The organism is Micromonospora sp. NPDC052213 (genome assembly GCF_040679695.1).
Classification (GTDB): domain Bacteria; phylum Actinomycetota; class Actinomycetes; order Mycobacteriales; family Micromonosporaceae; genus Micromonospora.
On record NZ_JBFAVI010000194.1, the window covers coordinates 1 to 12,788 of the forward strand.

Genomic DNA, 12,788 nt, shown 5'->3' on the forward strand with positions numbered 1-12,788 from the left:
TCCCCCCACCCGCCCCGGCGCCACCGGCGGGGGGGGGGCCCCGGGGCCGGGCGGCCCGGGCCGGCCCCGCCCCGGCGGCCGGCCGCCCCGGAACGCCGCACCCGGCCTGCGTCGGTCCCGTGGGCCCGGCCGACGCCGGCGCGGCGGCTGCGTCCTGCGGCGGTGCGGTCGGCCCGGCCGGCGCTGGCGCGACCGGTCCTGGCTGCTGCGCCGGCGCTGGTCCTGGCTGCGGCGGCGCGGCGGATCCGGCCTGCGCGGGCGCGGCGAAGGCGGCGGCGCCGCGGGGGCGTCGGGGCAGGGGCAGGTCGGTGAGCGCCCCCTCGGCGACCGGCAGCTCCGGCTGCTCCAGCGCGGTCGGGGCGATGCCCAGCTCGGCGTGCAGGAGCCGGGCCACCATCGGCATCCGGGTGGCGCCGCCGACCAGGAACAGGCCGGCGAGCTGCTGCGGGTCGAGGCCGGCCGCGCCGATCACCTCCCGGGTCACCGCCACCGCCCGGCCCAGCAGCGGCGCGGCCACCCGCTCCAGGTCGGCGCGGGTGAGGGTGGCGACCGCCTCCACCCCCGGCACGGCCACCGGCGCGGATGTCGCGCGGGACAGCATCTCCTTCGCGCCCCGGGCGTTCTCCCAGAGTTCGTGCTGCTCCCGCCGCTGCGTCGCCGACTGCGGGTGGACCAGCCGCTGCCACTGCGCCGGATGGTCGCCCGCGACCAGCTCGCCGAGCCGGCCCAGCAGGGCCGCGTCGACGTCGAGGCCGCCGAGGTCGTCGGCGCCGCCCGCGGCGACCACGCTGAACCCCGAGTCGCCCCACGGGTCGGCGCCCTCGTTGCGGAGCACGGCGACGTCCAGGGTGCCGGCGCCGAAGTCGAACACGGCGATCGCCCCGCCGACCGGCACCGGCCGGCGCAGCACCTGGGTGTAGTAGCGGGCGGCGGCGACCGGCTCCCGTAGCAGCCGGGTGCCCGGTGGGGTGGGGCCGGAGAGCGTGTGCTCGGCCGCGGACGGCCACCCGGCCACGGCCAGGGCGTCGGCGAGCACCTGCCGCCGGGCCGCGTCCCAGGTCGCCGGGCAGGTGAGCACCGCCGGGGGCAGGAAGCCGACCGCCTCGACGGCCGCCCGGGCCACCGCGTGCAGCGTCGCGGCCAGCAGTTCGGCCGGCGGGTACCGGCGGTCGCCCAGCGACACCGCCGGCTCGTCGATGCGCCGCTTCGGGTTGGGCTCGTACCGGCCCGGATCGGTGCGGGCCAGCCGCTGGGCGTCCCGGCCGGCGTGCAGCAGCCCGTCCGCGTCCGCGTACACGCCCGAGGGGATGATCGGCTGGCCGTCCACCAGCAGCGGGCGGGTGTGCCCGTCCGGCCGGCGCAGCACGGCGACGGTGTGCGACGTGCCGAGGTCGACACCGAGGGCGTACCCCTCGTGCTGGCCTGCCATCTGCCGATACCTCCGCGGGACGAGGGGATGCCCGGCCCCGCATGGTACGCAGCAGTCGCACCGGCGCCGATCTCGCCCCGAGGCCCCTAACGGAGCGGACCGAGGCGCGCGCCGAGTGCGGCCCGGCCGGCGAGAGTTGCCGAAACCTGGCGCCGGCAGCCGGGGCGCGCCTGGTCACACCCCGATGGTCGGTCCGAGCTGACTGCCCGGCTCACCCCCGGTGCGCCCCCGGGGTGTGCCCGAAGGTGCGGCGGAACGCGTCGATGAACGCGCTGGCCGACGACCACCCGCACCGGTGCGCCACCGTGGTCACCGGCATGTCGTCGGCCAGCAGGAGCAGGGCGTGGTGCAGGCGCAGTTGCGTACGCCACTGCGGGAAGCTCATGCCGAGGTCGGCGGTGAAGAGCCGGGACAGGGTGCGATCGCTCGCACCGACCTGCTTGCCGAATGCGGCGAGGGTGCGGTTGTCGGCCGGATCCGCGTGGAGGGCCGCGCACAGCGCCACCAACCGGGGGTCGCGGGGAGCGGGCAGGTGCAGGGGCTGCTGGGGCGAGGCTCGCAGCTCGTCGAGCAGGACGCCCCGCAGCCGCTCGCGTGCCGGGCTGTCGTCGTGCGGGCGACGGGTGTAGGCGAGGATCAGCTCACGCAACAGCGGGCCGACGGTCAACACCGTCGGCCGGTCCAGACCGAGCGGGTTCTCCGCCGTCGGCAGGCCGACGAGGTGCAGTTCGAGTCGGCCGTGAGCCTGGTGGGCGTGCACCGTCCCGGCGGGTATCCAGATGGCGCGGGTGGCGGGAGCGACCCACGCCCCCGCGTCGGTGCTGACGGCCAGCACCCCTCGCGCGGCGTAGACGATCTGGTGGTCGTCGTGTCGGTGCGCGTCGATCCCGGAGCCGGGAGCCAACCACAGGGCACGGGTCGGGGCGACGGGAGAATGGCGGACTTCCGGCATCAGGTGGCAGTTTATCGGAAGCGCGACAACGGCGGTGCTGACGAGCATTGCCGGGTGCCGAGGAACAGACCCGTTGTCCTGCTGTCGGTCGGGCATGCCTGCGTGGACGTCTACCAGGGCGCCGTGGCGTCGCTCGTCCCCTACTTCATCGCCGAGCGCCGGTACGGCTACGCCGCCGCCTCCGGCATCGTGCTGGCCGCGTCCCTGCTGTCCTCGGTGGCGCAGCCGCTGTTCGGCGCGCTGACCGACCGGCGGCCGTCGCCGTGGCTGCTGCCCGTGAGCACCGTCCTCGGCGGGCTGGGCATCGCGCTGAGCGGCATCGCCGGCTCCTACGCGCTGACCCTGCTGTTCGTGGCGGTCTCCGGCATCGGGGTCGCCGCCTATCATCCCGAGTCCGCCCGCCTCGCGCGGATCGCCAGCCGGGGCAGCCACGCGGCGATGGGCTGGTTCGCCCTGGGCGGCAACCTCGGCTTCGCCGCCGCGCCCGTCCTGGTCGCCCTCGTGGCTGCCCACGGCGGTCTGCGGCTCACGCCGCTGCTCGTGCTGCCCGCCCTCGTGGGCGGCGCACTGTGCCTGCCCGTACTGCGCACGCTGGGTGATCATGGACGGGTCGGCGGTGCCACGTCGGCCCCGCCCGGGACCGACGACCGCGCGTCGTTCGTGCGGCTGTCGCTGGCCGTGGCCTGCCGGTCGGTCCTGTTCGTCGGGCTGAGCACGTTCGTCTCGGTCTACGCCGAGCAGCGCACCGGCGGCGGCCGGTCGGCGGGCGCCCTGGCGTTGTTCGTGCTCTACCTCGGCGGCGCGGTGGGCACCGTGCTCGGCGGAAAGCTGGCCGGCCGCTGGGGGCGGGTCACCGTCGCGCGCTGGTCGTACCTGGGCACCGTGGCCGCCACGGCGGGCGTCGTGTTCGTCCCCGGCCCCGCGCTGTACCTCTTCGTGGCCCTGACCTCCGTGGGCCTCGCCGTCCCGTTCTCGCTGCAGGTCACCCTCGGCCAGGACTACCTGCCCACCCGGGTCGGCACCGCCAGCGGCATCACCCTCGGCCTGGCCGTCAGCATCGGCGGCCTGGCCAGCCCCGTGATCGGCAGCGTCGCCGACGCCACCTCACTCCAGGCGGCCCTCGCTCCGCTGCCCGCGCTGCCAGCCCTGGCCTGGCTGCTGTTCCGTGCCCTCCCGGAGCCGGCGTCGGGCGGAAACCCCCGCCCGCCGAGCGTGCCCGACGTCGGCACGGCCGGTCACCCATCCGCACGGTTGGGCTGACTCGTCGCGTACGACCATGGGGACCTCGGAGGTCTTCGTCCTCGCGGGCCGGCCATCTCGGTCGATCACGTCGTCCATGGCTGGAGAGCCCGTCACGTGCCGACGTACGCGCAGGCCTCGGCCCACAGCCCCCTGTCCTCGGCAGCAATAGAAGCATCTCAGTACGCCTATAGTCCGGGCGCTTGAGCGCCATGAACCCCCCCACCCGGCCCCAACTCGGGACAGCAGCCGCCTGTTGGAGCGCCAGCGCCGCCACTTCCGTCCAAGCCGAACACCGGATTGATCGTCGGCCTCGTCGGAGGCGTGTTCGGGCTTGTCGCGATCGCCGTGGTCGTCGTGGTCGGCGTGGCGGATCCTGCCCGGCGAGTGGTGGCCCACGGATGGCCGAAAGATCAAATCGAGGGAGTACTCAATCGGCCCAGGATCGGGGCAGATTGCCTCTGACCTGGGCCGGAGTTCGTGGAGCGGGCGACGGGAATCGAACCCGCACCGTCAGTTTGGAAGATCGTTTCCGGCTGACCTGGTCTGCCCGGAACGCCTGGTCAGCGGCGGTGTCTTGGTGCCCGATCATGACCGCTGGTGACCGCCTGGGACACCGGCTACTGGCACGTGGCTGGCACGGCTGCGCAGTGGGCGCGCGGCTGTCCGGCGTGCGTACGGGTTACCGCCGGCCTCTCGGGCCGGGGGCGGCTTGCCGTTTCGCCGGCTTTCCGCGCGCCTGGATCCGGTACCCGGTGGCAAGCCGCGGAGCGGCGCGGCAGCGATTGCCCACCATACGAGGGTGAGGGACCACCCACGCAATCGTCACGGCCTCGGAAGGTACCGGCCTCATCGTCTCCGAGATCCGTGGAATCATGGGCTCATGTCGATCACACGAGAGAGCCGTGGCTCGTAGATCACCACGCCAAGTTCGCACAAGCCTTCGTCGGCGTCAGCGGCCCGGAGAACGGATCGACGTGGTCCCCGGCATCCCTCGCCGGGGTCAGTCCGAGATCGCCCAGCTAGAGCGCTCACGCCTGCACTCTGGTGCGGTCGCTGAGGCACTACGGGGCTGGAAGCTGTTTGTTCGCGCCTCTCGCGAGCAGCGGTCGGAGATGCTTGGTTGTGGCGTCGACTCGTGCTGCCCTGATCCGCTCGATCATCGTCGCGTCCTGCATCTAGCCATACGCGCCCTGCCGCCGGTTGCTGCCAGAGTGCTCCGACAACGCACCGCGGAGCTGGATGCGCTCATACAAGATTGGAATGAGCTACCGGACCTGTAACCCGTGCCGCCGCGCCGGCCGATGCCGGCCGGAGGCCGCCAGCAGGCCGAGCGCGGCGGCACTGCGCCGCGCTCGCGCGGCGCCTTGATCCTATGAGAACGTTTCGGCAGTGGCGTCGCTGGCAGGGTCCATCCGACGTCTCGTTTACAAGAACCGTGCGCTTCGTCTGCCCGCGTCCGCATCCGTCGCCCGCCTCGGCCGACCGTCCACGCGACGCCGGGCGTGGGCGTCTTTGTTCCGGCTCGTAGCTGTCACCGTTGCTGTCGACAGTCCACGCGGGCCAACGCCAGCGCCGATGAGGTGATTTCATTCGATCATGATGCAGCCCATACGCCGTGGCGCCTACCGGCTCTACACCCGCCGCCTCCGCGCCCAGCTGGCTGGGAAGTCGCTGCCACGGCACGTAGCAATGGTGATGGACGGGAACCGCCGGTGGGCCAGGCAGGTGGGCTTCGATGACCCCGGGGTGGGCCACCGGTACGGCGCGGAACACGTCCACGAGGTACTGAGCTGGTGTGCCGACATGGGCATCCATCACGTCACTCTGTTCGTCGCCTCCGTCGACAACATGCGTAAGCGGGCATCCGAAGAGGTGGAGAACCTGATGCGGATGATCGAGGAGGTCGTCGCGGAGCCGCTCCTCCGCCCGGCCAATCCCTGGCAGCTTCACCTGGCCGGCCGCGCGGACGTCTTACCCGACTCGACACGCCACGCCCTGAAACTCGCGGAAGACGCCACCCGCGAACGCGGCGCCGAGTTCCATCTCACGGTCGCCATCGGCTACGACGGCCGCGAGGAAATCGTCAATGCAGTTCGTTCCCTGCTGGAACAGGAGGCACGAGCGGGCGCCACACTCGACGACGTCGCACAGCGACTAACCGCCGACGCTCTCGCGGCGCACCTGTACACCGGCGGCCAACCCGACCCTGATCTGGTCATCCGCACGAGCGGAGAACGCCGCATGTCCGGGTTTCTGCTCTGGCAGGCCGCCTACTCCGAACTGTACTTCTGCGACGTGTACTGGCCCGGCTTCCGGAAGATCGACTTCCTGCGCGCCCTGCGCTCCTACTCGGCCCGCAGCCGACGATTCGGAGCGTGACAACCACATCCCCCTGCTCTCGGTTCCGTGGCACAACCGCAAAGACCGGCGACCGTCAGACGTTGAAGCGGAACTTAGAGCTGCGTTCCTGCCACCAGCAAGAACCTAGCTCGGTGCCTGCTCGCACGGCGTTTGAGGTTGTCATGGTTGGTGGCTGCTTGACGACGTTTGACGGCGTCTTGCGCCCCCTGTGTGCCCCGCGCTGCCTGCGAGGCAGAGGCGGAACATTGGTTTCCGCCGGTCAGACGAGACATCGTCTGAGTACCGGGGTTACATCCCTCCGGGCCGCGCTCATCCTGCGCCAGCCCCCGCTCTTACGACCTGACCTGGCCTTGGCTCAGTTTGTGGAACCGCCCCGGCGAGCATGCCGATAAGCTCGCTGCCGGCAGGCATTGGAACAGAATGCCCGGTCATTTCGAGAGTTCGGGTTTACTGGTACCCCACATCCCAGCCGAGCGCACAACTTAGGTAGCCGCTCCACCTGAAACGGCATACGGAACTCACGTCTGACTTCGAGCGCAATATCAGCTGGCAAAACTGGCTCTTTTAAGCGTCGAGCCACCGAATAAAGTAGGCTGTACAGCATATTTTGGCTAAGTATGTGAAATGCGGGATCTCTGCCACCATATCGCCGATTTATGTAGTACCGGCGCTGTCGGCAACTGTCAGCGCAGTACTTCCTGTCCTTCCTGCTCCCCTCGGGAAGTGAAGACCCGCACACCTGGCACGGGCGCTTGGTAGCAGCCACCGGCACATCGTAGAGCGTTACGGCTAATTCTGACGGCTGTGAGCCTCTTCCGCGGCGTTGATCAGGCAAGGCTTGCTTCGCGCAGGGGTGCACTGCCATCGGATAACTGGCTAGGACCACTCTCGTCGGCCATCACGCTTCTGGGCAAGGCGCGAGGAGGGAAGTCAGTGACTCTGCGAATTCTTCTGATCTTGGTGGCGAGTGCTTGCATCGGCGTTGCTCTGGGCCTCGCCACTTCGACCCAGGATGGGTTCTTCGGCGCTCTCGGTATCGCCACGCTTCTTCACGCGATGGTCAAACCGAAGCCGAAGTCCGGTGAGAAAAAGGCGATATCAGGTGCTGAGCCGCTCGACTAACACCTCGGGAACCCCCGGCACGTCCAATCCCGGTATGCCATCCCGTCTGCCATCGACCCGCCCTCTGGGGAGCGGGCCGCCGCCCTGCATCAGCCCGGCCGGCCGCTCAGCGGCACGTCTCGCCGGGAGCCCGCGTGACTCGCCCGTCGCCCCGATCGACGCACAACTCGCTTGTCTTGCGATCGATCCAGTAGGACTGTCCACGTTCGATCAGCACTGGCCGGTCCAGGTGGAACCATCGGTCAACGGTGGTCACCAGCGTTAGGCGCTCGGCTGTCACTCGTTCTCCCACGCGCGCCTCCTCGGCCTCTGCTCGTGTGGGTACAGCTGCTCTCCACATTGTGCGATGAACTCACTTTCGACCTTGCTTGTGTTTACAAGCTGAGAGGTAGAGGCGGCCGTCCGGTCCGTGTTGCGGCTGCCGCCGGCTTCGGCGCGGGTGTGCGCGATCCGCTGTCCTCGCTGTGAGCAGTGGGTGAAGCCGCGCCGGTTCGACCTGCGTCGCATGTCGTGCCGCTCATGCATTGCCACCCTGGCCCGTCCTGGCAGGGGTGATGACCTGTGCCTCTGATCAACATCATTCCGGGCGAGAAGATCCCGGTGGCGCCGATGAACGTGCGCCTTCCGGCGTGGCGGGTCCCGGGCTGGCTGCTGGTGTTCTGGTGGCTGGCCCGGGGCCTGTTCCGCCTCACGGTCCTGGCGGTGCGGTACTGGTGGCTGACCGCCCCGGCCGTGCTCGCTTTGTGGGTGCGCGCTGAGTACGGCGGCCTGGTCCTGGCCGGCGTCGTCCTGGCCGTCTTGGCCGGGTGTGTGGGGTGGTGGCGGTGGCACCGGTCGTCGTGGCTGCGGTTCGGCTGGTACCCGATCGTCAGCCGGGTCCGGGCTCTGACGGTGTTTCGGCGGCGGTGGGTGTCGGTCATGGCGACGTGTGGGCTGGCGACCGTGTTCGCCGGTGACCGGTACGTGCCGCAACTGCTGCGGGTGCGCTGTGACCGGTACGGCGATGAGGTGACGGTGCGGATGCTGCCCGGTCAGATCCCGGATGACTGGGGGCAGGCCGCGGAACGTCTCGCCTACGCCTTCCGCCTCCGCCAGGGTCAGGCTCGGTCCACGGACCGGCCGGATCAGGTCGTGCTGCGGTTTCTGCGTCGTGACCCCCTCGCCGGCACGGTGGCGCCGCTGCCGGTGCCGGCCGTGCCGGACCTGGGCGGGCTGCCGCTCGGTGTGCGGGAGGACGGGCGGCCCTACGTGCTGCGCCTGGCTGGCTCGCATGTGCTGGTCGCAGGGGCGACCGGGTCGGGCAAGGGGTCGGTGCTGTGGTCGCTGATCCGCGCCCTGGCCGGCGGTGTGCGGTCAGGCCTCGTTGAGCTGTGGGCGTTCGATCCCAAGGGCGGCATGGAGTTGGCGGCCGGGGTGCCGCTGTTCGCCCGGTTCGCCCACGACGACCCCGACGGCATGGCCGGCGTCCTGGAAAGAGCCGTCAAGCGAATGCGGTTGCGAGCGGCCCGGCTGCGCGGGGTCGCCCGCCAGCACACGCCGACGCCGGATGAGCCGCTGATCGTCCTGGTGGTCGACGAGCTGGCGGCGTTGACGGCGTACATCACCGATCGGAAGGTCCGCGACCGCATCAAGGAAGCCCTCGGCCTCCTTCTGTCCCAGGGACGCGCGGTCGGGGTGCACGTGGTCGCCGCCCTTCAAGATCCGCGCAAGGACGTGCTGCCGTTTCGGGACCTGTTCCCCACCCGCATCGGCCTGCGGCTGACCGAGCCGGAACAGGTGGACATGGTCCTCGGCGACGGCGCCCGCGACCGGGGAGGTTCCGGCAACTTCCGCCTGGCGGTCGGCTGGGCGGCGGCGCTACGGGCGGCTGGCATGCCAGAGGGCTTCCACTTCCACGACCTCCGGCATACGGGAAACAACCTGGCGGCGGCGACCGGGGCCAGCACTCGGGACCTGATGCACCGGATGGGCCACGCGAGCATGCGGGCGGCCCTGATTTACCAGCACGCGAACAGCGAGCGGGACCGGGAGATCGCCGACGCCATGGACCGCCGGATGGTCAAGCAGGCGAAGCGGGCGGCGGCGCCGGCCAAGGCGAGCAAGGCCAAGGACAAGGCGAGCAAGACCAAGGCGGCCAAGCAGAACGCGGCCAAGGAGAAGGTGGCGGCGCGCAAGGTAACCAAGGGCGCGAAGCCGAAGCGGCCGGCACGCGAACCCGCCCCGGACGGCACGGCCGGCGCTACTGGCACGCCAATGGCACGCAAGATCAAAGCAGGCTGAAACGAGAGCGGCCCAGGCTCGGCGGCAATGCCGCTGACCTGGGCCGGAGTTCGTGGAGCGGGCGACGGGAATCGAACCCGCACCGTCAGTTTGGAAGACTGAAGCTCTGCCATTGAGCTACGCCCGCGTACGCCCCGACGCTGCGGGGCGCGCCGACAGCGTACCCAATGGTCCACCCCGTCCGCTCAGCCGTATCCCGGCGCGGCGGCGTGCCGGCGTCCGGTGCAGGAGTGGCCGGCGCTCCCGGTGTCCGGTTGGTCCCCGTTCGGCGCGTTGGGTGACGCCCCGGCACGTCGCGCCGGCCGCGACCGCATAGACTGCTCGTCGCCACGGGGTGTGGCGCAGCTTGGTAGCGCACTCGCTTTGGGAGCGAGGGGCCGTGGGTTCAAATCCCGCCACCCCGACTGTCGTCCGCGGCCGGTCGCCGGGGTCGCCCTCCGCGCGGTCCCGGCCGCTGCCGGTGCGCCCGGCCGGCTCGCCTACACTCGATGGGCTTATCACGCCCAGACTAAAACCGAGATCCGTCAAGGAGTACGCCTGTGAAGAGCACCGTCGAGACTCTGAGCCCGACGCGCGTGCGGCTCGCCATCGAGGTGCCGTTCGTCGAGCTCGAGCCGAGCCTCAAGAAGGCGTACCGGGAGATCGGGCAGCAGGTCCAGGTTCCCGGCTTCCGCAAGGGCAAGGTTCCGGCGGCCGTGATCGACCAGCGGGTCGGCCGGGGCACCGTCCTCAACGAGGCGGTCCAGGAGGCCATCCCGCAGAACATCCTCGCCGCCGTCCGCGAGCACGACCTGAAGACGCTCGGCCGCCCCGAGGTCGAGATCACCGAGTTCAACGACGGTGACTCGCTGAACTTCACCGCCGAGGTCGACGTCCGCCCGGAGATCACCCTGCCGGACCCGGCCACCATCGAGGTGACCGTCGACGAGCTGCAGATCGACGACAGCGAGATCGACGAGCAGGTGAAGAACCTGCGCGAGCGCTTCGCCACCCTGAAGACCGTCGAGCGGGCCGCCCAGGAGGGCGACTACGTCCAGATCGACCTGAACGCGACCGTCGACGGCGAGGACGTGCCGGGCGGCCAGGCGAGCAACATCTCCCACGAGGTCGGCAGCAAGCAGCTCCTCCCGGGCCTGGACGAGGCCGTCGTCGGCCTGTCCGCCGGCGAGAGCACCTCCTTCACCACCCAGCTCGTCGGTGGCGACTTCGCCGGCCGCGACGCCGAGGTGGCGGTGACCGTCCGCACGGTCAAGGAGAAGGAGCTGCCGGAGCTCAACGACGAGTTCGCCCAGATGGCGAGCGAGTTCGACAGCATCGAGGAGCTGCGCGGGGACGTGCGCGAGCGGGTCACCCGGGGCAAGCGGGTCGAGCAGATCTACGCCGCCCGCGACAAGGCCCTGGAGCAGCTCGTCGCCGCCGCCGAGGTGCCGGCGCCGGAGGGGGTCGTCCGCGAGGAGGTCGAGAGCCGCAAGCAGGCGATGGTCGACCAGCTCGAGCGCATCGGGGCCTCCCTGGAGGAATACCTGGCGGCCGAGGAGAAGACCGAGGAGCAGATCGACGCCGAGCTGACCGAGGCGGCGACCGAGGGCGTCAAGATCCAGCTGCTGCTGGACACCCTCGCCGACGCCGAGGAGGTCCAGGTCAGCGACGACGAGTTCGGCCACGAGATCGTGCACCGGGCCCAGCGCGCCGGGATGGCCCCGCAGCAGTACTACGACCAGCTGGTCCGCTCCGGCGCGGCCGGCGCCGTCTTCGGGGACGTGCGGCGTGGCAAGGCCCTGGCCTCGGTCATGGAGCGCATCAAGATCAAGGACTCGGCCGGCAACGAGGTGACGCTCGACGCCCTCCGCGCCGAGAGCGAGGCCGAGCACAACCACGAGCACTGATCGTCGGGTGAGGCCGCCGTCCGCCGCTTGCGGTGGGCGGCGGCCCGATCCCTTTTCCGGGTACGTCTCGAGGGCTGCGCTGTTAGCGAACACTGCCCGGACCGGGACTCTGCCACCCGGCTGAGCGGTTAGTGTCGGGTAGGACGGTACGGAGAGCGAAGGGCTGCCATGACCGACATGCACATGCAAGCGATGCCGCTCCGGGCTATCGAGGCCCGCGGTGGCGACAACATTGGCAACCTCGATGACTCGGTCTACAACCGGTTGCTCAAGGAGCGGATCATCTTCCTGGGCAGCGAGGTGACCGACCAGGTCGCCAACCGCATCTGCGCGCAGCTCCTGCTGCTCGCCGCGGAGGACCCGGACCGCGACATCAACCTGTGGATCAACTCGCCGGGTGGCTCGGTCTACTCGGGCATGGCGATCTACGACACCATGCAGTTCATCGACAACGACGTGTCGACCGTGGCGATGGGCATGGCGGCCTCGATGGGCCAGCTGCTGCTCTGCGCCGGCACCAAGGGCAAGCGTTACGCCCTGCCGCACGCGCGGATCATGATGCACCAGCCGTCCGGCGGCATGGGCGGCACGGCGTCGGACATCGCCATCCAGGCGGAGCAGATGCTCTACACCAAGCGGATGTTCCAGGAGCGGGTCGCCTTCCACACCGGGCAGAGCCAGGCGCAGATCGAGGCGGACTCCGACCGCGACCGCTGGTTCACCGCCCAGGAGGCCACGGACTACGGCTTCATCGACAAGGTGATCACCGGAGCCACGCAGGTTCCGGAAGGCGCCGGGACCCTGAGCTGAGGAGCTGACGATGACCGACCTGAGCCTGCCGCCGCAGTTCGCGGCCGTGCACAACCGCTACGTCCTGCCGTCGTTCGTCGAGCGCACGTCGTACGGGGTCAAGGAGTCGAACCCGTACAACAAGCTCTTCGAGGACCGGATCATCTTCCTCGGCGTCCAGGTCGACGACGCGTCGGCCAACGACGTGATGGCGCAGCTGCTGACGCTCGAGGGCACCGACCCGGACCGCGACATCATCATGTACATCAACTCGCCGGGTGGTTCGTTCACCGCCATGACGGCGATCTACGACACCATGCAGTACGTCCGGCCGGACATCCAGACGGTCTGCCTCGGCCAGGCCGCGAGCGCCGCGGCCGTGCTGCTGGCCGCCGGCACCCCGGGCAAGCGCATGGCGCTGCCGAACTCGCGGATCATCATCCACCAGCCGGCCACCGAGGGCGGCTACGGGCAGGGCTCGGACATCGAGATCCAGGCCCGGGAGATCCTGCGGATGCGGACCCAGCTCGAGGAGATGCTCTCCCGGCACTGCAACCAGCCGATGGAGAAGGTCCGCAAGGACATCGACCGTGACAAGATCATGACGGCCGAGGAGTCCCGGGAGTACGGGCTGGTGGACACCATCCTCACCAGCCGCAAGAAGGGCCTGCTGGCGGCCAACGCCGCCAGCTGAGCAGTTCCACGTCGAGGTCGGCCGGGAGTCCAC

9 protein-coding genes and 2 tRNA genes are annotated in these 12,788 nt (G+C 70.4%); 8 read left to right on the forward strand and 3 right to left on the reverse strand.

Features of this window, described 5'->3' with window-relative positions:
- A partial coding sequence (locus AB0L34_RS29530; RefSeq protein ID WP_363708416.1) for an Hsp70 family protein occupies positions 1–1,429 on the reverse strand: 1,429 nt, incomplete at its 3' end.
- Positions 1,430–1,640: 211 nt separating this feature from the next.
- The gene (locus AB0L34_RS29535; protein ID WP_363708418.1) at positions 1,641–2,381 is read right to left on the reverse strand and encodes a helix-turn-helix transcriptional regulator; all 741 of its coding nucleotides are present in this window, start codon (positions 2,379–2,381) and stop codon (positions 1,641–1,643) included.
- A gap of 54 nt (positions 2,382–2,435) precedes the next feature.
- On the opposite strand from AB0L34_RS29535, the gene AB0L34_RS29540 reads away from it, so the two are divergent.
- The 4 genes from AB0L34_RS29540 (at position 2,436) to AB0L34_RS29555 (ending at position 9,386) form a co-directional block, all read left to right on the forward strand.
- Complete coding sequence (locus AB0L34_RS29540; protein WP_363708420.1) at positions 2,436–3,641, forward strand: MFS transporter; 1,206 nt, start codon at positions 2,436–2,438, stop codon at positions 3,639–3,641.
- A gap of 1,578 nt (positions 3,642–5,219) precedes the next feature.
- Complete coding sequence (gene uppS, locus AB0L34_RS29545; protein WP_363708423.1) at positions 5,220–6,002, forward strand: polyprenyl diphosphate synthase; 783 nt, start codon at positions 5,220–5,222, stop codon at positions 6,000–6,002.
- A gap of 915 nt (positions 6,003–6,917) precedes the next feature.
- Complete coding sequence (locus AB0L34_RS29550; RefSeq protein WP_363708425.1) at positions 6,918–7,106, forward strand: hypothetical protein; 189 nt, start codon at positions 6,918–6,920, stop codon at positions 7,104–7,106.
- Positions 7,107–7,667: 561 nt separating this feature from the next.
- On the forward strand, positions 7,668–9,386 hold the full coding sequence (locus AB0L34_RS29555) for an FtsK/SpoIIIE domain-containing protein (RefSeq protein WP_363708427.1): 1,719 nt from the start codon (positions 7,668–7,670) through the stop codon (positions 9,384–9,386).
- 53 nt (positions 9,387–9,439) lie between these two features.
- Here the strand turns inward: AB0L34_RS29555 and AB0L34_RS29560 are convergent.
- Positions 9,440–9,513: transfer RNA gene (locus tag AB0L34_RS29560), tRNA-Gly, on the reverse strand.
- Positions 9,514–9,716: 203 nt separating this feature from the next.
- Between AB0L34_RS29560 and AB0L34_RS29565 the strand changes: the two genes are divergently transcribed.
- From AB0L34_RS29565 to AB0L34_RS29580, 4 genes are all read left to right on the forward strand, one after another.
- Positions 9,717–9,790: transfer RNA gene (locus tag AB0L34_RS29565), tRNA-Pro, on the forward strand.
- A 135-nt stretch (positions 9,791–9,925) separates the two neighbouring features.
- On the forward strand, positions 9,926–11,272 hold the full coding sequence (tig, locus tag AB0L34_RS29570; RefSeq protein ID WP_363708429.1) for a trigger factor: 1,347 nt from the start codon (positions 9,926–9,928) through the stop codon (positions 11,270–11,272).
- Between the two features lie 168 nt (positions 11,273–11,440).
- A complete protein-coding gene (locus AB0L34_RS29575) occupies positions 11,441–12,082 on the forward strand; it encodes an ATP-dependent Clp protease proteolytic subunit (RefSeq protein WP_350685012.1) in 642 nt (213 codons plus the stop codon).
- Positions 12,083–12,092: 10 nt separating this feature from the next.
- Positions 12,093–12,755, forward strand: a complete 663-nt coding sequence (locus AB0L34_RS29580; RefSeq protein WP_357462851.1) for an ATP-dependent Clp protease proteolytic subunit — start codon at positions 12,093–12,095, stop codon at positions 12,753–12,755.
- The last annotated feature ends 33 nt before the right edge of the window (positions 12,756–12,788 follow it).

What these genes read in the sequence shown, in the direction of transcription:
- AB0L34_RS29535 (WP_363708418.1), bottom strand. Translation starts at nt 2,381, where the DNA reads ATGCCGGAAGTCCGCCATTCTCCCGTCGCCCCGACCCGTGCCCTGTGG.
- uppS (WP_363708423.1), top strand. Translation starts at nt 5,220, where the DNA reads ATGATGCAGCCCATACGCCGTGGCGCCTACCGGCTCTACACCCGCCGC.
- AB0L34_RS29575 (WP_350685012.1), top strand. Translation starts at nt 11,441, where the DNA reads ATGACCGACATGCACATGCAAGCGATGCCGCTCCGGGCTATCGAGGCC.
- AB0L34_RS29580 (WP_357462851.1), top strand. Translation starts at nt 12,093, where the DNA reads ATGACCGACCTGAGCCTGCCGCCGCAGTTCGCGGCCGTGCACAACCGC.